This window comes from Parascardovia denticolens DSM 10105 = JCM 12538 (assembly GCF_001042675.1).
Classification (GTDB): domain Bacteria; phylum Actinomycetota; class Actinomycetes; order Actinomycetales; family Bifidobacteriaceae; genus Scardovia; species Scardovia denticolens.
This window is the reverse complement of record NZ_AP012333.1, coordinates 1,760,466-1,787,280: the sequence shown is the minus strand read 5'-3', so window position 1 is coordinate 1,787,280 and position 26,815 is coordinate 1,760,466. Positions and strand designations below refer to the sequence as shown.

The following is a 26,815-nucleotide window of genomic DNA, read 5'->3' as shown; positions in this document are numbered from 1 at the left end:
GAGTTGAAAAATAAGTCAGTATCGAGGTGCAGAAGCTATGCCATCTATGAAGTTCGCTGATCTCCTTCTGGAGAACAATCCCCGGTCGGTCACTTATCCTGGAATGTATTGCCGTTCCGATCAGCCCGTCATCCGAGACTCCATGAGCGGGGAGTGGAAGCTGAGCAATGCCGGCACTTTCGACTTCACCACCTATTTCAATTCCTTGTCGGTCGAGAAACTCCTGCGTTACACCAAGGCCACCGGCTTCGCCCTGCATCTGGAGCTGAAAGGGGCCGCCTGCACGGTCACCGAGACCTACGGAGACACCTTCAGCATGCACTCCCAGTTGGTCGATTCGGCGAGCCGCAGCCTGCCCGCCTCCGACGATTGGCAAACCGTGGACCTCCCTCTCGCCCTTGACCCCACCATGGTTATCCTGGGCTTCCAGATCGCAACCAAGGGGAGCGTCTTCATCCGCAACAGCTACTACACGGCCGACTACGAAGGCGAGCTGAACGAGGTGGAGCTGGCGCTCGCCACCACCACCTTCAAGAAGGAAAGCTACATCATCAACAACATCGGTCTGGTCCGTAAGGAGATTCTTTCCTCTTCCGATGAGATCGCCCAGCATTTCCATATGTATGTGATCGACAACGGCCGGACCCTGGACGTCGCGGCCCTGTCCGGAGACCGCGTGACCGTCATCCCCAATGACAACGTGGGCGGGGCCGGCGGTTTCACCCGGGGCATGATCACGGCCATGGAGCAGACCCCCCAGGCGACCAACATCATCCTCATGGACGACGACGTCTCCGTCTCCCCGGAGAGCATCAAGCGAACTTACAGCCTGTTGCGGCTCCTCAAGCCCGAGCATCAAGAAGCGACCATCTCCGGGGCCATGCTCAACTACGAGGTGGGCGAAGACCAATCGGAAGACGTGGGCTTCATCACGGACGAAGGGACCTTCGTCCCCTGCAAGCCCGGCCGGCGGATCACGATTTTCGAAGACATCGTTTACAACGAGAAGTACCACACCAGCCACCGGATGAACGAAACCATGTACGCCGGATGGTGGTATTGCTGCATCCCCATTTCGGTCATCACGAATAACGGCCTGCCCCTGCCTTTCTTCGTCCGCTGCGACGACGCCGAATACGGGGTCCGCTGCAAGACCGAATTCATCACCATGAACGGCATCTGCGTCTGGCACATGCCCTTCTACATCCGCTATAACGCGGCCGTCTACTGCTATCAGGTGGTGAGGAATTCCATGATCTCCCAGTTCACCACGGGCATCGCCCCCAAGGTGGATTTCATGACCGAAACCAAGCACCACTTCCAGAAGCAGATGCGAAAGTTCAACTATGTGGACGCCGAGCTCTGCCTGAAAGCCATGAACGACTTCTTCAAAGGCCCGGATTTCTACAGCGCCCCCGGCGTGGCCGAGCAGACCTTCATCGCGGCCAATAAGGAGAAGGAGCACCTGCTCAACTTCGAAGAGCTGCAGAAGGCTCTGGACGCCGACCCTGATTTCGAAGGCCTGCAATTGAGTGACCTGGACCTGCAGAAGATCGATGGGGACAAGCCCCGCAACGCCTTCGAGCGTCTGGAAGACCGTCTGACCGAGAACTGGCAGCGGGGGATCAAGCGCGAAGGGGAAGGGTACGCGGTCATCCCCCTGATGGGCTGGGCGCTGCCTTCCGGCGCCATCCGCGGCAAGAAGAAGCTCCTGGTCATCGACCGCTTCAACCGCCAGGGGATCATCCGGGTCAAGGACGCCGACCGCTACACGGACGTCATGAAGCGGTGGAACAAGGCCATGCGCTACCTGAAGGCCCACGAGGATGAGCTGCGCCAGCAGTACGCCGCCTCCCGCGATCGCGTGACGTCCGTGGACTTCTGGAAGCGCTATCTGAAGATGGACTAACGGGCTTTCCCAGTACTCTTTCGGGTTTCTTGCTAGGATGGAGAAAAAGACCGCGGCGTCGGAAAGGATGAGGTCCGTTTATGCCTACTATGAAATTCGCGAATGTCTTGTTGGAGACCAACCCTCGGTCCGTGGCCTATCCCGGGCTTTATTGCCGTTCCGACCAGCCAGTCGTCCATGATCCCGATTCCGGCGATTGGGAGATGTATGCCGCCGGGAATTATGATTTCAACACCTATTTCAACTCATTGTCGGTCCTGAAGCTGAAGAAGTACACGCGCGCCACCGGTTTCACCCTGCATCTGGAGCTGAAAGGGGCCGCCTGCACGGTCACCGAGACCTACGGGGACGCCTTCGCCGCCCACCCGATCGTCGAAGGGTCCGTCTCCGCCTCCCTGCCTGCCTCCGATGGCTGGCAGGTCGTCGATCTTCCTTTGCTGGTGACCGATCGGATGGTCATCGTGGGGTTTTCGATCGCGACCAAGGGGCGGGTGGCCATTCGGAATAGTTATTATTCCCTTGATGTCGAGGGTGGGCTTCGGGATGTGGAGCTGGCCATCGGCACGACGACTTTCAAGAAGGAAAGCTTCATCATCAACAACATCGGTCTGGTCCGTAAGGAGATTCTTTCCTCTTCCGATGACATCGCCCGGCATTTCCGCATGTATGTGATCGACAACGGCCGGACTTTGGACGCCGCGGCCCTCTCGGGCGATGGCGTGACCGTCATCCCCAACGACAACGTGGGCGGGGCCGGCGGTTTCACCCGGGGCATGATCACGGCCATGGAGCAGACCCCCCAGGCGACCAATATCCTGTTGATGGATGATGATGTGGCCGTGTCTCCGGAGAGCATCAAGCGGACGTATAATCTGCTGCGGATCTTGAAGCCTGAGTATGAGGAGGCCATGATCTCCGGGGCCATGCTCAATTACGAGGTAGGGGAAGAGCAGTGGGAGGACATCGGCCATATGACCCCGGAGGGGATTTTCTCCCCCTGCAAGCCGCCCCTGCAGCTGACCCATTTCGAAGACCTGGTCTACAACGAGAAATTCCGGCCGACCAAGCAGATGAAGCAGGATATGTACGCCGCCTGGTGGTATTGCTGCATCCCCATTTCCGTCATCAAGAGGAACGGCCTGCCCCTGCCCGTCTTCGTCCGCTGCGATGACGCCGAATACGGCATCCGCAGCAAGGGCCCCTTCATCACCATGAACAGCCTCTGCGTCTGGCACATGTCCTTCCACGTGCGCTACAACGCCGCCGTCGAGCGCTACCAGACCACCCGCAACACCATGGTCGCCCAGGCCGTCATGGGCATGGCCCCGGACGCCGACTTCCTCAAGGAACTGCATAAGAACGTCCATCTGGAGTTGAAGAAGTTCGGTTACGCCGACGCCGAGCTCTGCCTGAACGCTTTCGAGGATTTCCTCAAAGGGCCGGATTTCTTCATCCAACCGGGCGTGGCCGAACAGACCTTCATGAAGGCCAACAAGGACAAGGAGAAGCTCTACGATTTCGTCGCCCTGCAGGAGCAGATCGACGCCGATCCCGACCTGGCCGGCTTGAAGGTGGAAGACATCGACCGCCAGCTCATCGACGAGGACCAGCCGCGGAGCCTGCAACAGCGTCTTCAGGACTATACGACCGACAACTGGCAGCGGGGGATCAAGCGCGAAGGCAAGGGCTACGCCGTGATTCCTCTGGCCGGTTGGATCTACCCAGCCGGCGTCATCCGCGGCAAGAAGAAGCTGGTGGCCATCGATTGGTACAACCGCAAGGGGGCCATCCGCACCAAGGACGCGGGCCGGTACGCGGATATCATGAAGCGCTATCATCGGGACCTGCGTTACTACAAGAAGAACATCGATCGCCTGCGCCGTGAATACGCGGCCATCCGCCCGACCGTCACCTCCCTGGCCTACTGGAAGAACTACCTGAAGATGGAGTAGACTCAAGCCCCTAGGTCCCGACTACGGCCCATAACCGAGGACATCACATAACCGGGGTGTCTCATAGTCGAGGATGTCTCATAACTGGGGGCGGCTCATAAATGCCGGCTGTATCTATCGTTTTTGACATTTTTGATAGGTGTAGCTGGCATTTCTCTTTACGATTCTTTGTAACTCCTTACAATTCTTTATGGCTCTGTCAAACCAATGTTGACATGAAATGGCCGGAACTTGTTCTAGTTCCGGCCATTTCATGTCAAAGTTTAACTGTTCTGAGCTTTTCTGGCATTTAGAAAATCTGAACGTGACTTTGCAATGGAGCGATAGTAATCCCGATAATGAGACGATACGCTTTCTCCGTGCTGCTTGCTGTCGGGAATCGGAATCAGTATTTCGCGATATCTCGTTCCAAGGTCTTCTCTGTTGGTTTGCATGAACACGACTCTGGGCCATTGTTTTCTTACAGCATCAAGATCCAGTGCCCATCCAAGATAGAAATTATCGAATGGGGCCTTGTCGGTCACATTCATGATGAGCGTCTCCTTGGTGAACACGGCCTGTTCCTGTCCGGGAAGAAGCATGGATGGCTCGCCAATATTCTTGGAAGCTCTTGATGGGGTAACGACGCTCCACGGGACGAGCCCACTGCTTTTCCCGTGCCAGAAACGTTGGGCGACTGACAAAGGCACCATGTTGGTTGGGTTGAAGTTGACCATTCCGGCGCGAAGGTCAGATACTTTCACATAGGGGATGGCTCCGTTTCTCAGGTCGGCGGGCGGACTCCCGTAACCGTTTTTTACGGTGATTATTCCTTCATCTATCAGATCGCCAAGGGAGCAAGTGTTGAAAGAGTCGAAATGGGTGCCTACATATTCCTCAAACGCGATAACGCTTGATTGATCGTAGTATTGCGGGACGCCAAGATAGGAATTAACAAGTGAATCCGGTCTGAAGACAAATCGCGAGGTATCGGTGCATTCGCCGTTGCGAAGCGCTTCAACATCAAACAGAACAGCATCATCAATCTCATCCGTACGGACCCCATCTCGCGTGACGCGATAAAGGGTCTTTCCGTCCTTGTTGATACCAATGGTTGGCGCGTAGCTAATCCACGTCTGGTTTGGCTTGGACCAAAACGGTGGCTTGAGTATCACTTTCCCTTTAGTAGTTTTCTTCGTCATAACGTAGAAATTCGTCTTCGCGCGGCAAAATCCTTGAAATGCCTCCATAGGTACGTTCATTACGCCAATTACGTCAAAATGCTGGTCTACCCACTGCCGGAACCATCTATAGGACGTTGAGAAGAAATACGTTTCAGGCAAAACTATGCCAAGACGACCACCTTCGGCAAGCAAACGATAGGCGCGCTCCATAAATACGAGTCCGAGCTCCGTGTCCGCATATTGCTCACTGTTAGCACCTCCATTGGTGTGTTTGCATATGGTGTATTTTGCTCGTTTTGCATCCGTGGTCCGGATTTTCAGCTTTTCCCCGAATGGCGGATTTGTCAAAACCACATCGTAGGAACCATCAGCTTCACTGCCGATTACAGGAGGAAACATGGGAAACTCTCCCCATTTCTGCTCACGAAGAGAATCGCCAAGGACGATATTTGTTGAGCCGTCCTTTGCTCCGATCATAAGCGCACGGGACAGTTTCACGTTGATCGGGTCAAGATCAACCCCATAGAGATTGTGATGAGCCCAAGTTCTGATTTCGTCGCGTTGCTCGTCGGAGGCGTTGGACAGCAACGTCCTATAGGATTCAAACAAGAATCCGCCGGTACCGCACGCCGGATCTAACAAGACCTTATCTTTGATACAAGGACAGGATGTGCATGAAGAGTATGAAAAGCCCGTAACCATGCGGTTTCTGCGTCTGCAGCGATTCCGCACGGGCAGTGTACGGTCATGAAATGCGGTCTGTTTCGCCGGTTTTTCTGCTGTCATCACGGGCTTTGTCACCTCCTTCGAGAAACCTCTCATGCAATTCTTGAAAGGTTCTCGGTGAAATTAAAATGTTCAGGCTATCCTTGAAAGGTACAAGGGTATCCTTGAATTGTTCAGTTCAACGTTGCTCCGAATGCCTGTTGCACTTCATCCGAGTCCTTGCCGGAAATGGTCCTGCCGGTTGCCGTTTCGATGGCACACAGCAGTTTCTTAGCCCGGTCGATGATGAAGTTCTGGAAATCATCTGCCCGGAGCAGGTTGTGGTCGATCCAGTGAGATTCAACATAACTGTCAAGGTCGGCGGGCGTCACCGAGCCTTTCTTCTCAAGCCGGCCAAGGTAAACGGACGGAGCATATCCGCCGATTTCGCGGTTGCTGCTTGCTGAGATTGGTGTCTTGTTCACGATGCTGTTCCACTTTCGCTTGTCGTAGCCTTCCTTGATGCAGTAGTCCTTCGGAAATATGTGGTGGATGTCTATCTTCTCGTCAGAGAACGTGGAGAAGTCCATTTCTGCTCCGGATATGAAGTCGCGGGCATGGTTCTTCAGTATCAGCGCCATCACGCCCTTGTAGGCTGCCGACTGACGGGACTGCAGGCCGAGCAGACGCATCGGATTGAAGTAGAAATCCGTCACGGTCTTCGGGAGGTCCCCGTCATCGTTGATCCACCTGGTAACTTGGACGATGTCGTTCGCATATCTGGTTTCGTTCGCCGAGCCGTACAATTCACCGAAAACTCCGCACCAGTACCACTGCTTGACTATATTCTTGACGGCAGTCGTGTGAATTCTGTTACCGTCCATCAGGACTGTGCAGACGGCGGAAAGCGGAATCAGCTGCGTGCTGTAAGGAAGGTCGTCACTTGAGAAAATCCGTTCCTCCTTCAGAAGTTTCTCGGCAAGCGAGAAGCCATTGCACAGGCCGTCAGCATACTTTGTGTATTCATCAAGGGTCAGGGCGAGGACATCCTTCTTCTTGCAGCTGACGGTTCCGCCAGACTTGAAGGAAGAGAGCAACGTGAGTGCTGTCAGAAAGTCCGTCGCGGTTACCTTAGACAGCAGGTCGCCGGAAAAGTACCTCTCCTTGTGCTCCTCCCAGTCTTTTCTGAGCTGGAAATTATCCATTGCAAAGATCGCTGTGACAAGTTCAAAGACAGTCAGTGAAACGCCGCCGGTATTGACGTTCTCAAACACCTGGCAGACAGCTTCCTTCGGTGTTGTCTTGTCGAGGCGGATGACAGGCATCTGATACTGCTGCGTTGGATTGATGACTTTTGCGAACAGCTCCGTAAACTGCTTTATGACTTCTGGATTGTAATTATGATAGGCATAGTAGTCGTTCTGCCAGTTCTGCTCCTCTGAGGTATCCAGGATGATGTTCAACGGGAACATCTTGAGTTCGAATTCCTGTTCTCTTGTCGTGAGATCCTTGTCAACGTGTCTGCCGAAATCGGATGTGATCTGCCTGCTTGAGGGCACAGAAATCACGACCTCCTCATCGTCAGCTTTCGGATCAAGAGCCTTTGCAATGTCCAGATAGTAGTAACGCTCGATATCCTTGCCCTTGTCTGTGCGGGTATGAACAGGGTTTCTGCTGTAGAGCGCATTGTAAAGAGAAGTCAATCTCTGCTGCCCGTCGAGAATCAGCTCGTCAGGTTCTCTGTCCGGATTCGCAGGTGATCCTTCAATCGGCTTGTGCTTGAAGTGGATGTTTTCGTTTCCATATTCAAGAAACATCGCCGCGCCAACAGGAAAGTTATGTATCACACTCAGAATAAGCGCTCGGATACGTCCATCATCCCATACCCAGCCACGCTGAAAGTCCGGAAGCTGGGCTGCGCCGCCGTCCACCTCCTTCATGAGTTCTGTCAGCTGCCTGTCATTTGTTTTCATCTTTCTTTGTTTCCCTTCCTGTTATTGCCGTTCTTATTTCATTCTCAAGTCTCTGCAGCCGCTCTTTGCGGTCGGATTTTCTGGAAATCTCGCATTCCCAGACGACTATTATATTCCATCCGTCTGCCTTCAGCTGCCCCTGCACCTTCTTGTCTCTGGCAACATTCTGGTCGAATTTCTTCTGCCAGAACTCACGGTTCGTGGACGGTATTGCCGCGTACGTGCATCCGGGATGCCTGTGCCAGAAGCAGCCGTGGACGAAAATCACCGTATGGTATTTTGGAAGCACGATGTCCGGTCTGCCGGGATATCTGCTGTCGTTCTTGCGATATCTGTATCCCTTGGAGAACAGGTACTTCTTGACGATCTCCTCCGGCTTTGTGTCCTTTCCGTGTATGTGCGACATGTTGAGATGCCGCTGTTCCTTCGTCAAAACGTCTGACACCGGCATCACCTCCATGCGTCACACTTTTCTGAATATCTTCTTGAAGATAAGCTGCGTCATCACTTCGTCGAGCTGCTTTGCAGTGCGCCCAGATTCTATGAGTGTCCCGAGTTCGATGTTGCCCTGCTGCCCGTGGTATGACAGGTTTGCGGAGGTTATCAGCGTCTGCCTCATATCCACGGAGATGACCTTGGCATGAAGAGCCGCCATCTTGTCTTCCTCATTGCTGTAGTCATATATCTGAAGAAAGCGCCCTTTGTAGCGGAGCAGTTTGTCGACATCCGGCTGCTTCTCAACGTTGTTGATGAAGAATTTGACGAATACGCCTTTCTGGCTCTTTTCGATGATGGTGTCTGTCAGTTCGGAGAAATATGAGGAAAGGGAGTATCCGGTTATCAGGATGTTCCTTTTCACTCCTTCGAGCATGGACTGGACAACGGTCATTGTCGGCTTTGCGTCGATTCTGAACGACGGCGGCGCGGTCACGACAAGAGAGACCTTCTCAGTGTTTTCCGTGGTCAGAGCAGCACAGATTGTCGCAGCTATTTCCTCGCAATCTGCTGATGACAGACAAGGGTATTGCCGGTGCAGGATGTCTGTGGCATTGTCGGTACCGTTGGCGGCATCTGCCTTTATGGTATTCAGCAGTATTTCCCTTTTCAAATCTCCACCTGACACAGCTCATTCACCAGCTCTCTGAAATACGAGGTCTCCTCACGTCCTGCAAGAGGAACAACGAGTCCACGGTCAAGCATGCGGTTCCCGTTCTCGCATGCGGTTTCCGATATCATGCAGCACGAATGACATGCCGCGCCGTTGGAGTTCTTTCCGGCAGGAAGCGTGCTCATGCATTCCGGGTCGTTCGTGCATACCAAGGCTTCCTGGAAGGCATCCCGCATGAGGTTTGTCATCTGGTCTGCCGTCCCGAGTTCCACAAGACCGCCAAGAGAGCCTTCCTTGTCGGAGCTCCCTGTGTAGAGAAGGATGCCCGCCATCTTGTCATCGAAATAGATCCTCTCCCTAATCGCCGAAGAGGAATAGCCGGACGACATGGCCATCTGCTTGATGAGCAGGTGGGAGAACGTGTGCATGAGAACGTAAACGGCGTCCCTGTCCGTCTTTATCGTCCACCCTTTGGAGTCACAGTACTCCCGGTAGGAAGCGACATACTTCTCTGAGATGTTCTTCACCTGCGGATTGCTCAGCCACTCCGCAAGTGTCTGCCTGTTGAATTCGATGAAGATTCCCTCTCCGTTTACTTCCACAGCGGGGAGCCAGCGCTCGTCCTTGCCTTTGTTCAGATAAACCACATTAGGTTGATCATCCGCATCCGGATCAGGCGAATCAACCCTTGTGAATCCCAGAAGCACACGTACCTCACGCAGCCTCGTTATACGGATGATTCGGCTGAAGTAGCGGCTGAAGTATTCTGGCAGTGAATCTTCCTCTGCCTTGAAATGCTTCTTGTTGGACTGATAGGTCGGATCATCGTGATGCGTTATGGCTTCGTACTCCATTCGCTTGATTTCCGTAAATTCCCGGATGTTGTTCATGCGCCGCTCGTAGGCTTCATCAAATTGCTCGCGGGTATATCTGGAGAAGTATTCTTCATAAATCTGTTGAAGGCCATCTTCTTCGGTCCTGCCGAATCTGACCGTCATCTTCTTCGCCTGTTCGATATCCTTAAAATGCTCGTCTATCAGGTTGTACAGCGGGTTGATCCACGGTGGAATGGATATGGCACTTCTTGTTACCGCAAAGTACACGTTCGATGCGCCGCGCTGTGACGGGATGACGGACTTTTCGCAGTGCTCAGGTCTGCTGTTCGGCCGGAACGGGTGCGTACTACGGCATGACAGCCCTTCAAAGTTCTGTGCCTGCGTGGCTCCGCTCATGCTTCTCTTCGCGCCGCAGGAGCACTCCACCCACATTTCTGACAGAGTTGACGTATTTCCTGTGGAGTACATTCTCAGTCTGCCGTTGCAGCTGGTATCTCCGTGATGAACCCACCACCTCCAGGGAAAATCAGACATGTGCCCGTTTTCGCAGATGGTGATGAAACGCGCTGGATAAGCCTTTCTTCCGCAGTCCGGGCAGGTCACACCGAATTTCAGATACTTCTCCAGGTCGAATGATTCACTTGCGTCGAAAAGCCGTCCGCACTTGAAATTGGAGCATACATGCCAGCGCGGGAACGATTGCACCGGTATGTCATGTGCAAAGGATGCTCTCGGCATGTAGAAAGCATCCACGTTCAGGTAGGAAGCAAGCCTGCCGTCTATGATCCTCATCCCTTTGTCTTTCCAGTAAGGGATATCCAGAATGGTGGCGGAATCCTTGACCGCATCCACAATAGAACCGGGGCCGAAGGTCGTGATGATCTGGTTCGGACGAAGCTCGCCAAGTTTATTGTTGTCGTATCCAGCCATATTATTCCTCCGTGTCGTAGTAGTACATGTTCGCAGCACTTTCAACGTCTCGCATTGATCGCAGCGTAGGCTTCTCGTTTTCAATATGGGGCTGTTCATACCCGTTCATGAGCCGACTGTATTTCTCAGTGCCCACGACGTAGTAGCGAAGAGGCTTGGACTGGGCTGATGCTGTCTGGAGTTTCCACCAGTCGATGAATTGGTCGATTTCCTCGCAGGCGTCTTTTCTTGCCGATGGCTTGACGATCTTAATACGGTCAAGAATCATTTCCTTTACCGCATTAATCTGCACCGGCGTCAGGGAACCTATTGCCGCCGCATCCTCATTGTTTGCCATTTTCGGATAAAGCAGTCTTATTGCAGAAATCACGAGGGCATGAATTACGCGGTCGCGCGCTCTTGCGGAGAACGGCGTGGCAGTCATTCCCTCCACAAAACGATAGAGCTGGGAATGATAGCCCGTGAAGTTCTCGTAATGCGAGAGGTCTCGCGGCCGGTATGCGTTATACAGCGTCACGACAAGACCGGGATGAGCACGACCGATACGGCTCGTTGCCTGAATGTACTCGGAGTTCTGCTTCGGCTGACCATCCACGACCATGAGCCCAAGTCGGTCCACATCCATGCCGACGGCAATCATGTTTGTGGCGACGGCCGTATCAAGGCAGTCGCGGGACGTATATGGAGCCTCGAGCTGAGTAAGCTTCTCCGGTATCTGCCAAGATGGCATTCTTGAGGTGATTTCCACGTTGTTGCCTGCATTGAGATAACGCTGCTTTGGATTGTCGTACTTCTTCCTGATCACATACATGCGCTTCGGAATATCGTCCTGGAGAAGTCTGACCGCGCCGCCAAGCTCACGGATGCTGTTGAAGTATCCGATCAGGCTGTAGTACGGGTCTATGACATCCTTATATTCCTCCTGCTGAGAGAGGTTATAGACGTCCTGCAGGATGATGGCATAGGTTCTCAGGAGAGTGGTCTTCAGAGACTGTCCAGGAGCACATATTCCGACATACTTTCTGAACGGATCTTCATCGACCGGAATCTCCCGGATGAAGAAGCTGTCGCCGATCTCAAAGCCGTTCGGCGGGAACTGCGTCGTATTGTTCCTCGCGTACAGGCTCTTTGCCTGGTTGTCGGCGTTTTTGATTGTTGCCGTGGAAACAACATACTTCGGCTTGATGCCGTCGTGCGTACACATATCCTCGATGATGGTCTCATATGCACCGTAGACGGTTCCAAGAGGCCCTGTGATCAGATGGAGCTCGTCCTGAATAATCAGCTCCGGCGGAAGGAAGGGCTTCACGTTTTCTACCTGAGCGGCCGGTAGATTACTCGTCTTGTTATGGCGCTTAGGATGTTTCACTCCGATTGCAATGTAGCCGTCACGACTACATTTGCGGTCAACGCGGCCGAACAGGGTGTTTGTGTTCACATCCCACGGAAGCCTTGCGAACTTGTCGACGGTTGACAAAATGATGGTCGGGCACTTCGCATAGATTTCTTCATCGACAAGGTAAACCGGAATGGAAATACGTTCTCCCGGATTCTTGTATTTGTAGAACATGCAGTGTTCGTCCGAGCAGTGAATCTCCTCTGTTTTTCTGTCCGTGTCGATATCAAACTCGTCTTTTGTGAGTGGCTTCCCGCAGAACGGGCAGGTGAGGAGCTGCCTGTAAATCAGATTTCTCTGATTCCGCGCCTCGTAAGGTTTGTCTGGTTTCTCTATCAGGTCATCAAATCTGTTCGGAGTCACACCTCCGCCGACCCAGAAACCGATGCTGATGGGTTCCGTGCCGTACTTCGGATAATTCTTCTGCCTCACAAGTTCTGCGGCAACAACCATCTTCGTAATGCGGTCACGCTGCTGAGTCGTAAGCAGGCGAAGTGTATAGCGGAGGATGATGGTCACGCCTCCGTCGCGATTGTATTCGTCAGACGCAGAGGCACGAAGCCGCCTGTTGGCGATGGTGAATGCCATGAGTCCGAGATATGCCTCCGTCTTTCCGCCGCCGGTCGGGAAGTAGAGCAGGTCGACGATCTCCCGCTCCGGATCTTCCGGGTGCACGATTCCCTTGAGGTTCATCAGAATGAAGGCAATCTGGAACGGTCTCCACGCGAATTCGTTCTCCGGTTTTCTGGGATCGACGAACTCCTTGAAATTGCATTCGATTCCCTGACCATGCTTCTTCGAATAATTCTTGATGCTGTTCTGCATGTAGATCACGGTGTTCATGAAGCTGAACGCCTCAAAGGAGATATCGTCCGTCTCGATGATGCGGATGCCTTCCCGGATTCTGCCAGGGCATCCCTGCAGTGACCGATGACGGTATTTCCGACCTTCTCTACGAACTTCGGGTCGCTCATTCTGGAGCTGCCGACAAGTGTGTCATTAATCCACTTCTCGTAAGAGTCGGCAAGCGTGTTCAGCTTCTGTATGGTTTCCGCTTTCTTACCCTTCGCCGCCATCTGCGAGGTCGAGAAGAACTTAGGATCAAAGCCCTTGAGTGCGGCACTGACACCCGGATACTCGTATTCCGGGATAAAAGCAGCTTCAACATAGTCGGTTCTGCCATTCTCGGCTTTTCCCCATACGGCGGCGCAGCCTCTTCCGCGTCCCATGATCGGACGCTGCTCGAAATAGAACTCGTCGGTGGAGAGAACGTCCCTGCAGATGTGTTCGGCGATGAATACAGCAGAATCGTCCTCTGCATGTGCCTTGAGTCCGACCTGGAACATGAGTCCCTCGACGTCGCTGGACGGATTGCTCCGCTTGTTCACGACATAGGCGGTGACGAGGGAATATCCGTTCTTCAACGGAATGCGGGATACATGGACGTGAACGTTCGAATCCTGAACAAGCTGATATTCTTTCGTACGTCCGAAGTCGCTGAACTTCAAATGAACGGTTTCCTTCTCGGGAATCCGCTTGTAAACAGTGCGACTGCGTTCCTTTTCTTCCTTGTCAATGTACTTTTCAGTTGATTTCGTATAATCGCCCCAGGTTACATCCAGGCAGATGCCGTCGATGGTCTTGAAGACGGCGGGAAGCGTTTCATCTGACAGTGTCTCGTTGATGACCGTCTTCGTCACGGAAGACGGAATCTGCTTCATGAACTCGTCGCGGCTGATCTTCCCGGAGAGGTACTTCCTGTAAAGAGCGAGATTGCCCGTGTTCTTCAGATAGTAGTATGCACTGCGGGTTTCGAGCGTCCTTGCTGCGTACTCGTTCATCTCGACATGCGCAACAGGCCGGAAGCCTGCCTGAAGGAATCCTTCGGACAGACCACCCGCTCCCGCGAAGAGGTCTATGAAATTGTAGCTGCTCTGTTTATCCGCCTGCGGCGTACATCTTCCTCACAATCTTGTTCCCACACCATACGGTGTGGACGGGACTTGCAGGCTCAGTCGGCTCTGCCGGTCATACTGCTCCGGTGCGAACGGGTCGTGCTCCTTCCCGCGTTCCGCCTTATCTCTGCGGGAGTCTCCTCGTCCGGCACGGTTTCGGCTATATCGTTCAGTTCGACATCCAGCGAGTTGCATATCCGCAGAAGCACGTCGGTCGTGACGTTTTCATCCTTGCCGAGCTTGGCGAGGGATGACGAGCTGATTCCTGCGTCCTTGTGGAGATCCGTGCGGTTCATATCCCTGTCTATCAGCAGCTTCCACAGTTTCTTGTAGCTCATTTTTCTTTTCATTGGCTTTCCTCTTTGTTCCACGACTCTCCGTAGAGTTCTGAACCGTCATCGGAGAGTTTCAGCACCGTGTTGTCCGCCAGTATCCTGCGGGTCCCTCGCGGTAGGAGTCCTGCTTGTCAAAGGCAATGAACACCTACTTTTCCGTTCCCGTGTATATCTTCATGATGCCGTCGATTGCTCCGTCGCTGATGTTCTTCTGGATCAGCGAATCGTGCGCAATGGCAGGAATCGCCGTCAGATAGAGGACGGCGAGGTCGTACAGCACCATGCCCTTGTAGTTCGTGCCGGTTCCTGTATCGTCCGGCGTTTCGAACGTGTAGCTGTTGTAGCTGTTGAAATGCAGCCGCGGAGCCTTCCGAGCGTCGGCGTAGAGGGAGTCGTTGAACTTCTTCATCTCGGCGTTAACGTCATGCTCAATATCCGCAAGGATGCTTGTTATCGCCGATTTAAGCGTGTCGTCAGCCCGCTTCTTCGCGTCCTGCAGATCCTGCAGCGTCAGCCAAGCTTCGTTCTGTGCCTTGAGTGCATCGATTCTTCCCTTGAGTTCGGAATGCCGGTCGAGGAACTCCTTCGACACGTTCCCGACGAATCCGAGTTCCCTGATCCGGCTGCGCACCGTCTGCAGCTGCTCCTGGAGTTCTGCTATATCGACTTCCACCTGCTCCTTTTCGACGGAGAACTGGTCATCCAGTATCTTCGCGAGCTTGCGGTGGTAGCGTTCCACCTCGTACAGCTTCCTGATATTCATCAGCGGGAAATACTCCTGCAGGGCAGAAAGGTCTGCCTCTGTCGGATACAGTCCGGATTCAAGGCTCATGTCAAGAAGCGTGAGCCGGCGCTGTTTTACCTGTATGTCCGTTTCAAGTCTCAGCCTTTCAGCATCGAGCTGCGACTTGAGGCGGACTTTTTCTATATCTTCGGAGTCGTGGATCTCCGTCGTTTCCGTTACGAGATTGTCCAGTTCGGTCTCCAGCGACCGTATCTATGCAAGGTTCTCTTCGTACTGCGTTTTCCCGCCGACGAGATCGGGGACGAAACGGTACCGACGCGCCTCCTTGAATGCAGAGAGTTTCTTCTTCTGCTCCTCGAGCTCTGTTAGGCATCCTCGTAGATGACCTCGCGCAATTCCACGATGGCCTGTTGGCGTTCCAATGCGCCCATGCCGTTTAATTGGTTGCAGATCTTGTCGATGAAACCCATGGCCCCATAACTGTAATCTCAGTGTAGCTACAGTTGTGGACATGCGGGCCTCAGGTCAACTTTGGTTTAACAGAGCCTTCTTTATAAGCATAAGCGCTGATCCCCGTTGATTCCAAGGCTTGGAGGCGATTTGTATAGCGTCAACTGGAAGTAAGCCAGAGTGCTGATCGGCGAAGGCGGAGGCAGAAGCGCGCTTTTCAACTCCTGAGACATGGCGTGATAGCCGCTGCCTCGGTGGGCCAACACATAGCCGCCACCGACCGCCGGCGTGGTTTCCAGGATGTTCGCCAAGTATTGGTTGCGGGCGGGGGAGACCCTCGCGTCCACCAGGGATTCGGCCGTGATGTTGCCGTAAAGACCGCCGGGGTTCAGAATCTCGATCCGGTCGTCAAAAAGACTGATCTTGACCGGGAAGCTACGCGCTTCCGGCGAATAATCGCGATGGACCAGCGCGTTGGTGATCGCCTCCCGCAAAACGGCGGTCGGGTAATCCGAGGCGCCGCGGCCTTGGCTTTCGCGACCGCCGTGGGCTTTGGCCCGTTTCGTGACTTCATCCACCGCGTCCGCCACCATCAGGGGGATCGGTCCGATGATGGTCCGATCATCCTTCCCCTCCTGGCAAATGATCACATTGAGCCGCGGCTGGAACTGCTGAGGGAAAGTCCCCAAAGCCATGAGCCCGCCCAAAGTCGGCCGATGCGTCTTCCCGTCTGGCCTGAGCACGTGCAAGCCGGAGAGGATCCACAAGTCACTTTTATCGGCGAAGACGTGGGGATGCAGCCCTTTCTGCCTGGCCAGGAAGGGCCCGAGGAGGTCGGGGTCCAGGTCGGAGACTTCGGCGCCGGGGATCAGGTCGTTGTCGAACAGGGGCTGCTCCTTCATCTCCAGCATGCGGTCGATCTCGTAAGCGGTCAGTTTGTGGTCGCCGTCGCCCGTGCGCACGAAGGAACCTTGGTAGATGCCCCGAGTGGTGATGTAGCATGGCCGGTCGGCCGGGCGCATGGCCGGCACCTGGGCCACCAGGATGTTGCTGCCTTCGAAAGGAACCACCTCGATGATGGGCCGCACCCGCGGCGTGAGTTTCTGGCAGGCCTCGCTGACCGCGTCCTGCATGCGGCGGGCGCGGAAGCCGGGCACGGGGGTGAAGCCGTTCTTCTCGGAAACCCCAAGGATGACGGTCCCTCCCTGGGTGTTGGAAAAGGCCGAAAGCGTGTCCACAAAGGTGGTCGGCAGCTTTTTCGCGGCCTCCTTAACCTCCCAGTCCTGGGTGTCGTTGCCGATCTGGCGCATGCGTTCGATGATTTCGTGGATTTCCTCGGCTTCCATGATTTCAGTCTAGCCGTCCGCGCGGTTCGGGGCAATCGCTTTCGCCGTGGGTCCCGGCCCGCGTCTGTCACTCCGTCTTCTGCCACGGCTGTGGACTAACTCAATGTACAAAAAATGAAGGGCTTAAATGGCGGGGTCTTTTTTTGAACTTTGAGTTAGTACACAAACGGACCCGCCAACAGACCGCCAAAGAGGCGCGAAGAGACTCTAAAAGTCGAAAAAGGAGCCAAAGAAAGAGGCAGGTGGCTCTTAATCAGTCGCCCACATAGTCCTTGAGGATGCGGATCGTCTTATCCGAGTAAACCAGGCTCTTGTCCACGTGGTTATGGGAATGGATATCCCGCGGAATGGCCAGGTAGTCGCCGTACATGTTGGTCAGATACGTGCGCCAGCCAGGGTTGACGGCCATGGGGAAACCGGCGAAAGTCATGGTCGTTGTGGGGAGCCAGTCGGCGATGGGGTAGGGGCCGCTGGGATGCCGTTCGTCCAGGTTCTCCATGCTGTTCAGCAGGCCGGTGGCCCCATCCCGGCTGGGAATGATGTGGGAGGCGCTGACCGACTGCTGGTAAAAGCGGTCGAAAAGCCGATCCATCTGGCTGGCGAAGGGGTCGCTGACGGGCAGGTAGGGCCGCCGTTCCCACTCGGTTCCGGCGAAGGTGGCCCGACAGGCGTCATAGAACCGGTGGCGGATGTCCTGATTGGTGTTGTAATCGGCGGTCGCGTCGCCGGAGGACCAATCCAGCGGGAAAAGGTCCACGAAAATGGGATTGTCGTCGTCCTGGAGCCGGAAGCGGATCTGGCGGCAGATCACGAACCAGTCCCAAAGCTCGGTGATGCGGTAGTCGTTCTTGTAGCGCGGGTCTTCGCTGATGATGGTCATCAGGCGCTTCAATTCGTCCCGGGGGATGAGGACGTCGATGTCGTCGTCCCACGGAATCATGTCCCCGTGGCGATAGGCGCCCAGAAGAGTTCCGGCGATGGCCCAGTAGAGAATGTGGTTTTCCTCGCAGATGTCGATGAAGGTTTTGAAGAGTTTGATTTCCGCCCGCTGGTAAAGACGGTCGACGCCGGTCGCTTGGGGCAGACCGCGGAAGAAGCGGAGTTTCGCCTCTTCCTCCGATTCCCCCGGTTCACGCCAGAGAGACCAGAAAAGCATCATCTGCCGGTCTTCCTCGTAATCATGCTTTTCCTGGAGGTCGCCCAGCCGGTCGCGGGTCTGCGCCACCTGACCCTGCAGGTCCCTCACCTGAGCCTGGGACTCGTCTAGGCGGCGCTGCAGGTCGCGGATCATGCCGGTCTGGTCGCTTACGGCCCGCATGGTTTGGTCGAATTTATCGCGGAATTCGCCTTCGTACCCGTGGAAGGAGCGGGAGGAGACCGGAAGGAAACGTTTGAGCGAGCGCAGGAGGTTCCGAGGATGGTTCTTCGACGGGGAAGAAGGGTCTGATGGGGAATCGGCTGGAGAACGATGGGACATGAAGCTTCCTTGCTGGGACGGTGGTTTTCGATTTCTTTCGGTCGGCCTGTTGAGATCTTGTCGAGACCTGTCACGGCCTGTTGGGGCCTATCGCGGTTTGTTGTGCCTTATCCGGGCCTGTCTATCTTCAGTATAGTGGGGGTCTTGGCCGCCGAAGCCCCTCGGGCGCTGTGTTCCTGTGCAGAGACTTGGGAAATCGTCGATTTCCCCGGCCCTTGTAAGCGCGCTTGATAGAATGGCAGGGTGAAACAAGTGGACACTGACGAATCTAAACTCAAGTCGCGCTACGGCTACGCTTGGACCGTGCTCAAAGGCTTGGTCAAGACGGACTTCAAACTGCGCTACCAGGGATCCTTTCTCGGCATCCTCTGGTCGGTCCTCAAACCGCTCATGCTTTTCGTAGTCATGTACATCGTTTTCGCCCGCTTCCTGCGGATGACCGATGGCACCCCCACCTATCCCGTGGTCCTTCTGCTGGGGACCTGCTCTTGGCAGTTCGTCCAGGAATCAACCAATTCTGGCCTGCGGTCCATCGTCGACCGCGGCGACCTCCTACGCAAGATCCACTTCCCCAACTACATCGTCGTGGTCTCCGCCACCGTCGGAGCCTTGATTTCGTATGGGATCAACCTGGTGGTGGTCATGGTCTTCGCCATCATCTCCCGGGTCCATTTCACCTGGTGGGCCCTGTTCCTGCCGATCAACATCATCGAGCTGTACGCCATCACCCTGGCCCTGACCATGATCATGGCCACCATGTACGCCTACTTCCGCGACATCTCCCACATCTGGGAAGTGCTTTCCCAAGTGATTTTCTACGGGATGCCCATCATCTACCCCCTGTCCTTCGTCCTGGACCGCGGCGGGGTCATCTCCGTCCTCGGCCGTTTGGAGCTGCTCAACCCTATCGCCCAGGCCATCCAAGACATCCGTCATAATCTCATCGCCCCGGCGACCCAGCCGACGGTCTGGACCCTCTACCACGACACGGCTTTGGGTTGGTGCGCCAAGCTTTTCCCCATCGTTTTCACCCTTCTCATCCTATGGTTTGCCATTTGGCTTTTCCGCCGTAACAGTAAGCGTTTCGCCGAGGTGATGTAATGACTTCCAAGATTGAAATGACCGACTCCATGGATCAGGGCCGTGGCGATTCCACGGTGAAGACCGACTTCAGCAAGGCACCGGTCGTCTTGGATGTGGAGCATGTCTCCAAGTATTTCAAGCTGCCGACCGAGCAGGCGACCGGCCTCAAACAGGCCTTCGTCAACTGGACCCGGGGCATCAAAGGCTACACCAAGCAGCATGTCCTCAAAGACATCACCTTCCAGGTCCATCAGGGGGAGTTCTTCGGGATCGTCGGCCGTAACGGCGGCGGAAAATCAACCCTGCTCAAGATCATCTCCCAGATTTACTACCCGGAACAGGGCACGGTGTCGGTCAAAGGCAAACTGGTCCCCTTCATTGAGCTGGGCGTGGGCTTCAACCCGGAGCTGACCGGGCGCGAGAACGTCTACCTGAACGGGGCCTTGCTGGGCTTCTCCCGCGAAGAAGTGGACGCCATGTATGACGACATCGTCTCCTTCGCCGAGCTGGAAGACTTCATGGACCAGAAGCTGAAGAACTATTCCTCCGGCATGCAGGTCCGGCTGGCCTTCTCGGTGGCCATCAAGGCCCAGGGGGACATCCTGGTCCTGGACGAGGTCCTGGCCGTGGGGGACGAGGCTTTCCAACGCAAATGCGCCGACTTCTTCACTGAGATCAAGAAGGATCCCACCAAGACGGTCATCCTGGTGACCCACGACATGTCGTCCGTCACCCGCTATTGCTCCCGGGCCATGATGATCTCCGACGGGAAGGTCAAGGCCATCGGCGATCCGGAGGCCGTCTCCAAACAGTACACTCTGGCCAATCTCGAGGCGGAGAAGAAGGAGGCCGAGAAACGGCAGGAAGAGGCCGGCGGATATCCCAACGGCCTGAACGAACGGGTGCCGATTTTGAGGACCACGGCCGTTTCCCCCTTGATCTGCAAGAGTTCCGACACCTTCCACTTCCAGGTGGAATACCAGTTCGACGAACCGGGCGACTTCTACCTGGCCATCGCCTTGCACGACATCCGCCGGGGCGGCATCACCTACGACACAGGCAACAAGATGCTCAAGATGCTCCATCACGGCCACCAGACCGTGGACTTCGAGTTCCCGCTCGACATTTTCAACAACGGGGATTTCCGCCTGATCACATCCTTGTGGAAGGCCAACCCCCAATCCGCAGGAGGGGCCGAATTCGTGGCCGTCGCCATTGACGACAACGCTTTGGACTTCGTCGTCAGGGATGAGCGCAACCGGGATTACGCCCTGATCAGCGACCGGGGGCTGATGATTTCGCCGCTTGACCCCACGGCTGTGGAGAGGGTGAAGGAGAAGCCGAAGGCGACCGCCAAAGCGACAGCCGAAGAGGCAGAGAAAGGGACGGCCAAGGGAGAGGCGGCGATGAGCCTATCCCAAGGGTCGGCAGATGAGGTGGCTGATGACTGAGCAAGGCAAGACCAACGGTAAGGACGATGACAAGACCGTCGCCAAGAACAACGGCAAACTGGCCATGGTCATCGTCACTTTCAAGCGCCAGGGCCTCCTGCAGGAGCTCTTCGACTCCATCGTCCACCTGACCGTCAAACCTTGGCGGATCGTGGTCGTGGACAACGAGAATTCGCCTGAGACCAAAGGAATCTGTCAGCGGCTGGAAGCCGACCTGGCCGCCGTCCGCCGTCCGGAAGACCCGGACTCGGTGGATGCCAAAGGAGGCAGTGACCATGTGGTCTACCTGCCTTTGACCGCCAACACCGGCGGGGCCGGCGGCTTCTATTCCGGTACCAAAGAGGCCTATCGGCGGGGGGCCGAATGGTTCTGGCTCATGGACGACGATGTGGCCGCCTTGCCGGAATCCTTGGAGAAACTCGATCCCTGGATGGGCAAATACGAAGCCATCCAAGGCGGCCGTTACGACTTCGACGGGGGCGACTTCTACTGGCAGTACCAGACGATCACCTTCTTGGGGGTGCCCAACCCCTTCTCCCCGCCCGCTTTCGGCCCCGCCCGCTTCCACCGCATGAACTCCATGTGTTTCGAGGGGGGGCTTTTCAAGCGGACCGTGGTCGACAAGATCGGCTTCCCCGACCCCCGCTTCTTCATCGCTTGGGATGACGCCAATTACGGCTATCTGGCGAGCACGGTGACCCGGCCGATCATCATCGAGGACAAGGTCCTGCGCCGGACCCGGGAGATGGCCAACCTGGAGATCGCCGGCCTGCCGCAGATCAACTCCATGTCGGACGTGAAGCGCTACTACCTCATGCGCAACCGGGGCTTCCTGGCCCGGTACTACATGGCGTACGGCGATTACTACCCCTTCGGCTTCGCCCTGGGGAACCTGATCACCTTCATCAAAGAGATCATCCGCCTTGTGACGGTGGATCGCAAAAGCATCCGTTCCGGCCTCGTCGAAATCTGCAAAGGGTGGCGGGCCGAACACAGGATTTTGCGTGACAAGAACTGGCAGCCGATGCCCAGCCCTCTGGCGGATCCGGACTTCCCCCAGGATTTCCCTCAGAATTTCTCAGGACGGTGAAATGATGACCGCTGAAACATCCGATCAATGGGAGACCGTCTGCCGGGTGGTCTTTCCCTTGGAAGACGCCGAGCAGACCCTGCCCTTGTACGCCATCGATTGGACCCGCCCCCGCCTGCACGAAGCGGCGGTGGCGGTCTCGGCCGTCCTGCCCCGGGCCGGCCTCTCCTCCATGGATCGGGGGACCTTCCAGGACATGGTCAGATCGGCCGGAAGCTCCTGCGTCACCTGCGACTCCTTCCGCGTTTTGGATCGGACCAGCGTCCGGATCCTGCCCGGGGGGCATACCTCTTTCTGCACTTTCTTCAACGCCTTCCCGGCCGCTTATTGGAGGCGGTGGACCCGGGTGGAGACCGTCCGTTTCCAGGCGGAAGTCAGCGGCCGGGGCTGCCTGCGGCTTTTCCGGTCCACCGGCCGGGGTCTGATTTATCAGGTGTCCGATGGCATCGTTTGCGACGGCCGCAAAGCGGTTCGCGTGGATATCCCCATGACCGGCCTCGTGGACGGAGGGTATTTCTGGTTCGACGCCGAAGCGGAAGGTGAAGTAGCTGCGGAAGGCAAAGTTACCAAGGCCGAAATCGCCGCCGGTCAGGAAGTGGGGGAGGAGCCCGCATCCGGTCTGGGACTTCGCGTGTCCGGCGCGTCGTGGTCCGTTCCGGCCAGTGATCGGACCCAGGCGATAGCCGCCCATCATGAGACCACCTTCTCCATCGCCATCACCACTTTCAACCGGGCCCCTTACTGCATGCGGCAGCTGAAGACCTTGGCCGGAGCTGAGGCCTTGCGCCAGCGGCTTGACGCCATCTACTGCGTGGACCAAGGGACCGATCTGGTCCGCGACCAGGAGGATTTCGCCTCCGTGAGTGCGGACTTGGGCGAGAGCCTGGTCTACCTGCGTCAGGGGAACCTGGGAGGGTCGGGGGGCTTCTCCCGCGGCATGTACGAGACGGTCAAGGCTGGTCGCAGCGATTACGTCCTCATCCTTGACGACGACGCCATCAGCGAGCCCGAATCCATCCTGCGGGCCGTGCAGTTCGAGGATTACGCCATCAAACCCCTGTTGACGGGCGGGGCCATGTTTCATCTGGATAACCGGACCACCCTCTATACCCAGGGCGAGCGCCTGAACCCGCGGACGATCTGGAACGCCCCCTCCCTCGGACTGGATTACAACTTCGATTTCGCGGTCCGCACTTTGCGCGACACGCCTGAAAGACATCAGCGTGTCGACAGTGACTACAACGGCTGGTGGATGTGTCTGATCCCCGTTTCCATCATCAAGGAGATCGGCCTTTCCCAGCCTTTCTTCCTGAAATTCGATGACGTCGAATTCTGCATGCGGGCCCGCCGGCACGGCTATCCCACCGTTTGTCTGCCCGGGGTGGCCGTCTGGCATCAGGCTTGGCATGACAAAGACCCCACCCGGGGATGGGATGAATATTACATCCAGCGCAATCGTTGGCTCGCCGCCCTGCTGATCTCCCCCGACAAGCCTGTGGACATGGCCATGGTCAACCTCCGGTGGGATACCAGTGTGGGCCTGCGTTTCCTCTACTCGGCCATGCGGCTGCACACCTTGGGCCTGGCGGACATCCTGCGGGGGCCCGAACACATCGTCGCGACCCTTCCGACCAAGCTGGCCCAGATCCGTCAGGAAAGGTCCCGTTTCGCCGACGCTCAAGCGTCGACCGATCCGGAGGCCTTCCCCGAAGCCGAGCAAGACCTGGCCGATCGGGGAGTCCGCCGCCAACAGCTGACCATGAAAGACTACCTCAAAGCCGTGGTCCGCTACCTGGGGCGGATGGCCCTGGGCTCGCGGGCCCAAGGGAGGGATGAGGAGCGACCGGCCTTGTCTATCCCCGCCCAAGATGCTTCCTGGATGGGAATCGCCATGCAGGGGGTCGATTCCGCCTTGGTGACCACCCCCGATGGCAATGGCCGGGTCTGGCTGCGCCGCGATGACCGCCTGGCCCGTCGGATCATGACCAAGAACGCCCGTCTGACTTGCGCCATCATCAGGAAATGGAAAGACCTGGCCCGCTGGTATGCCGACTACGATATGGCCTCCTTCCAGGTCTGGGAACGGATTTTCCAAGAGAACCCCGCTGTCGATGAAAAGTAAAAGCAACAGTATAAATCCCCACGGCGAGAGTGGACTCGCCATGGCGGCCGCATTGAACGATGCCGCCGCCTCTCCCGCCGCATCTACCTCTCCCGCCGCCGGCATGGTGAATCCGCCTGCCTCCACCGGCACGCCCGACCAACTGCAGGGGGACCGTCTGCTTGGCCCAGCCGGCGTGATCAGCCTGATTCTTGCGGCCGCCTTCACCGGCCTGATCGTCGCAGGGACGGTGATCGTCAGCCTGCGTTTGGACGACAACGTCGCCGGCCTGCCGCACACCCACGAACGCCTCCACGCCCTTTTGCGGACCGGCCTGATCTCCGGTCTGGTGGCTTTCCTCTTGTCCGGCCTGGTCTTCGCTTGGGCCGAAAGGGTCTCCCGCCGCAGCCAGCCGAAGAACGATCGACCGTGGCGCAACCGAGTATTCGGCCCCAGCCCGGTCATGGGATTTTTCTCCGCCTTCAAGAAATACGGCTGGATTTTCTTCCTTCTCATCCTCCTCGCCTGGATCCCCTATATCTGCCTGACCTGGCCGGGCGTCCTGCGGGATGATACCTTGGCCCAGTTCTTCCAATCCCAAGGAGTCCGCGGGTATTACACCCGTCACCCCCTGATGGGAACCTTCATCTTTGGCCTTTTCTGGCGGCTTGGACAAGCCTGGGGCCATGTCAGCTGGGGACTGGGCGCCTATACCGTGGTCCAAGCCATCGGCCTGGCCTTTGATTGCAGCCTGGTCCTAGTCTATCTGCGCAAAAGAGGGGCGCCTCTGATTTTCCTGTGGTTGGTGACCCTTTTTTTCGCCTGTTCCTATCCCATCGTCGCCTCCATCCCCACCATGAGCAAGGACTCCCTCTGGGCATTGGTCATGACTCCTCTGTCGCTGATCTTCATCGAAGCCTGTCTCACCCGAGGGAAGGTCTTGAAGCGGTTGCCGGTCCTGCTGACCTTCGTCATCCTGGCTTTCCTCTTCCTGGCCATCAAGCGGACCGGGGTGGAGATCCTTCTGTTCTCGGGCTTCTTCCTGACCGTCCTCACCCTCGCCTCCCATAGCGGGGGCAAGGCCGGCTTGGCCGTGATCTCGTCCCTCCTCCTCCCTCTGGTCCTGGCCAACGCCTTGTGGGCGCCTTTGTCCCAGAAGGTCACCGGGGCTACGACCTGGTCTCCGGTGGAGCTGTACGGTCTCTTCACCCAGCCCCTGGCCCGGCTGGAGCGGACCAGGCCCGAAGCCATGACCAAAGAGGAGAAAGCGGAAGTCAACCGGTATATGGACCTGGCGACGGCCGCGGACCGGTATAATCTCCATCGCGAAGACGAGACCATGTATACGGCCAACAGCGAGGCCTTGGAGGATCACAAGGTGGATTTCGCCCTCCTTGCGGCCCGGATTGGCCTGAAAAACAAGGGCAACGCCGCGACCTTCCTCATGTCGACCTTGTATGTGTGGCGGCTCTGGCTGTCCGTCAATGGGGGAGTGCGCTACCCGATGGATTCCGGCTACATCTTCAGCCCCAGCTACATGAGCCAGTGGGGGCGCGAAGTACATAGCCCTTTGGACGCTTATGAGACGACGGAAGACCTGCGGGCCGAGGGCAGGCTCACCTTGGAGAGTGAACCGTGGTGGCGGCGCCTGGCGGTCGCCACTGTGACGGCCCGGCTGGACCTGGACTCCGCTTCGCAGCCCGTTCGCCGGAACGGGTTCGCGGTCTGCATGAGGGCGCTGAGGTCGCAGGAGGTGCAGGAAAACCAGCAGGAACAGGCCGTCCTGGATGCGGCCGGCCCTCAGGTGCGGTTTGAACGCCAGCCGGTGAAGGCCTTGTCGGAGAAGGCGATGAAAGAGACTTGCCTGGCCGAGCAGGAAGCCGAATCCACCGTCGCCGCCCAGACTCAAGGAGGTGACGGCCTTCCCTGGGACAGCTCGGTCCGCTCCCTGGCCCTCTATACCGTCTTCCTTCCTCTGGGGGTGGGGCTTTTCCTTCTCTTCCGCCGTCGCTGGGCCGCTTTGACGGCTTGGACCTTCCTCGCCGCCTTCGTCATCCAGCTTTTCCTCTCGCCGGCCGCCCTGACCTGGTACGCCATCCCGCTTTTCTTCGTCCTGCCCGCCTTCGTCGGTCTGATTTTCGAGCCGAAGGCAGCCGGGCGGAAGACAGCCGGGCGAGAAAAGGTCAAGCGGGAAGAGGCCTGACGGGGAAAGGCCTTAGCCGAATAAGGAGGCTCAGCCCTTTCGGGTCTTCCCCGGCATCTGGTCGGTGTCGAGGATGATGGTGACCGGTCCATCATTGGTCAGACTGACCCTCATGCGGGCCCCGAACCAACCGGTCGTTACCGGGAGGTCGTAATCGTCGCTTAGGGTCCGATTAAGACGCTCCCAGATCGCCCGGGCGTGGCCGGGGTCTCCTGCGCCGACGAAACTCGGCCGGTTCCCCTTTCGTATATCCGCGTAAAGGGTGAATTGGGACACAGAAAGGACCTCCCCTTTCACGTTCTTCCCCCTCACGTCCAGGAAGCTGAGATTCATCTTGCCGGCCGGGTCTTCGAAGATCCGCATTTGGGCGATTTTCCGCGCGGCCCAAGCGATTTCCCGGTCGCCGTCGCTGTCTTGGACGGCGACCAGGAGCAGGAGACCGGGCCCGATCGCCCGAGCCGGGATTTCCGGCTCGTCATGGTTGACGACCTCGGCTTGGCTGACTTTTTGGATGATGATACGCATGATGATTGAGAGATAAAGTGGCACTAAACGTAAGTACCAAATCAAAATCGGCTTAATTCCGCCGTTTCTCATTTTATACTTG

Annotated in this window: 18 protein-coding genes and 1 pseudogene; 7 read left to right on the top strand and 12 right to left on the bottom strand. The window is 56.6% G+C overall.

What is annotated here, in order from left to right; all coding sequences use genetic code 11:
• Positions 1-37: 37 nt before the first annotated feature.
• Together PSDT_RS07375 and PSDT_RS07370 are read left to right on the top strand one after the other, a co-directional pair.
• Positions 38-1,909, top strand: coding sequence for a glycosyltransferase family protein (locus PSDT_RS07375; RefSeq protein ID WP_006288545.1), 1,872 nt, complete (start codon positions 38-40; stop codon positions 1,907-1,909).
• Between the two features lie 80 nt (positions 1,910-1,989).
• Positions 1,990-3,861: a glycosyltransferase family protein gene (locus PSDT_RS07370; protein ID WP_006288546.1), complete on the top strand. Its 1,872-nt coding sequence runs from the start codon at positions 1,990-1,992 to the stop codon at positions 3,859-3,861.
• Between the two features lie 263 nt (positions 3,862-4,124).
• Here the strand turns inward: PSDT_RS07370 and PSDT_RS07365 are convergent, their stop codons facing one another.
• The 11 genes and pseudogenes from PSDT_RS07365 to PSDT_RS07320 all read right to left on the bottom strand — a co-directional run bounded on the left by PSDT_RS07365 (position 4,125) and on the right by PSDT_RS07320 (position 18,280).
• Positions 4,125-5,810, bottom strand: coding sequence for an HsdM family class I SAM-dependent methyltransferase (locus PSDT_RS07365; protein ID WP_223293572.1), 1,686 nt, complete (start codon positions 5,808-5,810; stop codon positions 4,125-4,127).
• A gap of 113 nt (positions 5,811-5,923) precedes the next feature.
• Positions 5,924-7,702 (bottom strand): GmrSD restriction endonuclease domain-containing protein, encoded by a 1,779-nt coding sequence (locus PSDT_RS07360; RefSeq protein ID WP_006288548.1) that lies wholly within the window; start codon positions 7,700-7,702, stop codon positions 5,924-5,926.
• A complete protein-coding gene (locus tag PSDT_RS07355) occupies positions 7,689-8,162 on the bottom strand; it encodes a very short patch repair endonuclease (protein ID WP_006290040.1) in 474 nt (157 codons plus the stop codon). The genes PSDT_RS07360 and PSDT_RS07355 overlap by 14 nt, the downstream gene beginning before the upstream one ends.
• Positions 8,163-8,165: 3 nt before the next feature.
• Entirely contained in the window at positions 8,166-8,825 is a 660-nt protein-coding gene (locus tag PSDT_RS07350; protein WP_223293517.1) for a phospholipase D-like domain-containing protein, read from the bottom strand.
• Positions 8,807-10,576 (bottom strand): DUF1998 domain-containing protein, encoded by a 1,770-nt coding sequence (gene drmB / locus PSDT_RS07345; RefSeq protein WP_006288551.1) that lies wholly within the window; start codon positions 10,574-10,576, stop codon positions 8,807-8,809. The genes PSDT_RS07350 and drmB overlap by 19 nt, the downstream gene beginning before the upstream one ends.
• A 1-nt stretch (position 10,577) precedes the next feature.
• Entirely contained in the window at positions 10,578-12,854 is a 2,277-nt protein-coding gene (gene drmA / locus PSDT_RS07340) for a DISARM system helicase DrmA (protein WP_231859845.1), read from the bottom strand.
• On the bottom strand, positions 12,812-13,891 hold the full coding sequence (locus tag PSDT_RS08440) for a DNA cytosine methyltransferase (protein WP_197540487.1): 1,080 nt from the start codon (positions 13,889-13,891) through the stop codon (positions 12,812-12,814). The genes drmA and PSDT_RS08440 overlap by 43 nt, the downstream gene beginning before the upstream one ends.
• 155 nt (positions 13,892-14,046) lie before the next feature.
• Positions 14,047-14,277, bottom strand: a pseudogene (locus PSDT_RS07335) (helix-turn-helix domain-containing protein); the annotation flags it as partial.
• A gap of 133 nt (positions 14,278-14,410) precedes the next feature.
• Positions 14,411-15,094 (bottom strand): DUF2326 domain-containing protein, encoded by a 684-nt coding sequence (locus PSDT_RS08435; protein ID WP_006290044.1) that lies wholly within the window; start codon positions 15,092-15,094, stop codon positions 14,411-14,413.
• Positions 15,095-15,558: 464 nt separating this feature from the next.
• Complete coding sequence (locus PSDT_RS07325; protein ID WP_006288553.1) at positions 15,559-16,803, bottom strand: ATP-binding protein; 1,245 nt, start codon at positions 16,801-16,803, stop codon at positions 15,559-15,561.
• 253 nt (positions 16,804-17,056) lie between these two features.
• Positions 17,057-18,280 carry a LicD family protein gene (locus PSDT_RS07320; protein WP_223293518.1) on the bottom strand — a complete coding sequence of 408 codons (1,224 nt, stop codon included), beginning with the start codon at positions 18,278-18,280 and terminating at the stop codon, positions 17,057-17,059.
• Between the two features lie 243 nt (positions 18,281-18,523).
• Here PSDT_RS07320 and PSDT_RS07315 point away from each other — a divergent pair, with 243 nt between their 5' ends.
• From PSDT_RS07315 to PSDT_RS07295, 5 genes are read left to right on the top strand one after another with little or no spacing between them, the layout of a single operon-like run.
• Positions 18,524-19,381 (top strand): ABC transporter permease, encoded by an 858-nt coding sequence (locus tag PSDT_RS07315; protein WP_006288555.1) that lies wholly within the window; start codon positions 18,524-18,526, stop codon positions 19,379-19,381.
• A gap of 17 nt (positions 19,382-19,398) precedes the next feature.
• On the top strand, positions 19,399-20,814 hold the full coding sequence (locus tag PSDT_RS07310; protein WP_397224530.1) for an ABC transporter ATP-binding protein: 1,416 nt from the start codon (positions 19,399-19,401) through the stop codon (positions 20,812-20,814).
• Positions 20,807-21,904: a glycosyltransferase gene (locus tag PSDT_RS07305; protein WP_006288557.1), complete on the top strand. Its 1,098-nt coding sequence runs from the start codon at positions 20,807-20,809 to the stop codon at positions 21,902-21,904. Before PSDT_RS07310 ends, PSDT_RS07305 begins: the two co-directional genes overlap by 8 nt.
• A gap of 1 nt (position 21,905) precedes the next feature.
• Positions 21,906-24,026, top strand: a complete 2,121-nt coding sequence (locus tag PSDT_RS07300) for a glycosyltransferase (protein ID WP_006288558.1) — start codon at positions 21,906-21,908, stop codon at positions 24,024-24,026.
• 40 nt (positions 24,027-24,066) lie between these two features.
• Positions 24,067-26,208 carry a DUF6020 family protein gene (locus tag PSDT_RS07295; protein ID WP_143828272.1) on the top strand — a complete coding sequence of 714 codons (2,142 nt, stop codon included), beginning with the start codon at positions 24,067-24,069 and terminating at the stop codon, positions 26,206-26,208.
• 30 nt (positions 26,209-26,238) lie between these two features.
• On the opposite strand, the gene dtd is transcribed toward PSDT_RS07295, so the two are convergent.
• Positions 26,239-26,733, bottom strand: coding sequence for a D-aminoacyl-tRNA deacylase (gene dtd / locus PSDT_RS07290; RefSeq protein WP_006288560.1), 495 nt, complete (start codon positions 26,731-26,733; stop codon positions 26,239-26,241).
• Positions 26,734-26,815: the final 82 nt, after the last annotated feature.

Excerpts from the sequence above, each read along its gene's own strand:
- PSDT_RS07360 (WP_006288548.1), bottom strand. The coding sequence starts at position 7,702 with ATGAAAACAAATGACAGGCAGCTGACAGAACTCATGAAGGAGGTGGAC.
- PSDT_RS07320 (WP_223293518.1), bottom strand. The coding sequence starts at position 18,280 with ATGTCCCATCGTTCTCCAGCCGATTCCCCATCAGACCCTTCTTCCCCG.
- PSDT_RS08435 (WP_006290044.1), bottom strand. The coding sequence starts at position 15,094 with ATGAGCCTTGAATCCGGACTGTATCCGACAGAGGCAGACCTTTCTGCC.
- PSDT_RS07375 (WP_006288545.1), top strand. The coding sequence starts at position 38 with ATGCCATCTATGAAGTTCGCTGATCTCCTTCTGGAGAACAATCCCCGG.
- drmB (WP_006288551.1), bottom strand. The coding sequence starts at position 10,576 with ATGGCTGGATACGACAACAATAAACTTGGCGAGCTTCGTCCGAACCAG.
- PSDT_RS07355 (WP_006290040.1), bottom strand. The coding sequence starts at position 8,162 with ATGGAGGTGATGCCGGTGTCAGACGTTTTGACGAAGGAACAGCGGCAT.
- PSDT_RS07365 (WP_223293572.1), bottom strand. The coding sequence starts at position 5,810 with ATGACAGCAGAAAAACCGGCGAAACAGACCGCATTTCATGACCGTACA.
- PSDT_RS07305 (WP_006288557.1), top strand. The coding sequence starts at position 20,807 with ATGACTGAGCAAGGCAAGACCAACGGTAAGGACGATGACAAGACCGTC.
- PSDT_RS07310 (WP_397224530.1), top strand. The coding sequence starts at position 19,399 with ATGACCGACTCCATGGATCAGGGCCGTGGCGATTCCACGGTGAAGACC.
- PSDT_RS07325 (WP_006288553.1), bottom strand. The coding sequence starts at position 16,803 with ATGGAAGCCGAGGAAATCCACGAAATCATCGAACGCATGCGCCAGATC.
- dtd (WP_006288560.1), bottom strand. The coding sequence starts at position 26,733 with ATGCGTATCATCATCCAAAAAGTCAGCCAAGCCGAGGTCGTCAACCAT.
- PSDT_RS07300 (WP_006288558.1), top strand. The coding sequence starts at position 21,906 with ATGATGACCGCTGAAACATCCGATCAATGGGAGACCGTCTGCCGGGTG.
- PSDT_RS07295 (WP_143828272.1), top strand. The coding sequence starts at position 24,067 with ATGGCGGCCGCATTGAACGATGCCGCCGCCTCTCCCGCCGCATCTACC.
- PSDT_RS07370 (WP_006288546.1), top strand. The coding sequence starts at position 1,990 with ATGCCTACTATGAAATTCGCGAATGTCTTGTTGGAGACCAACCCTCGG.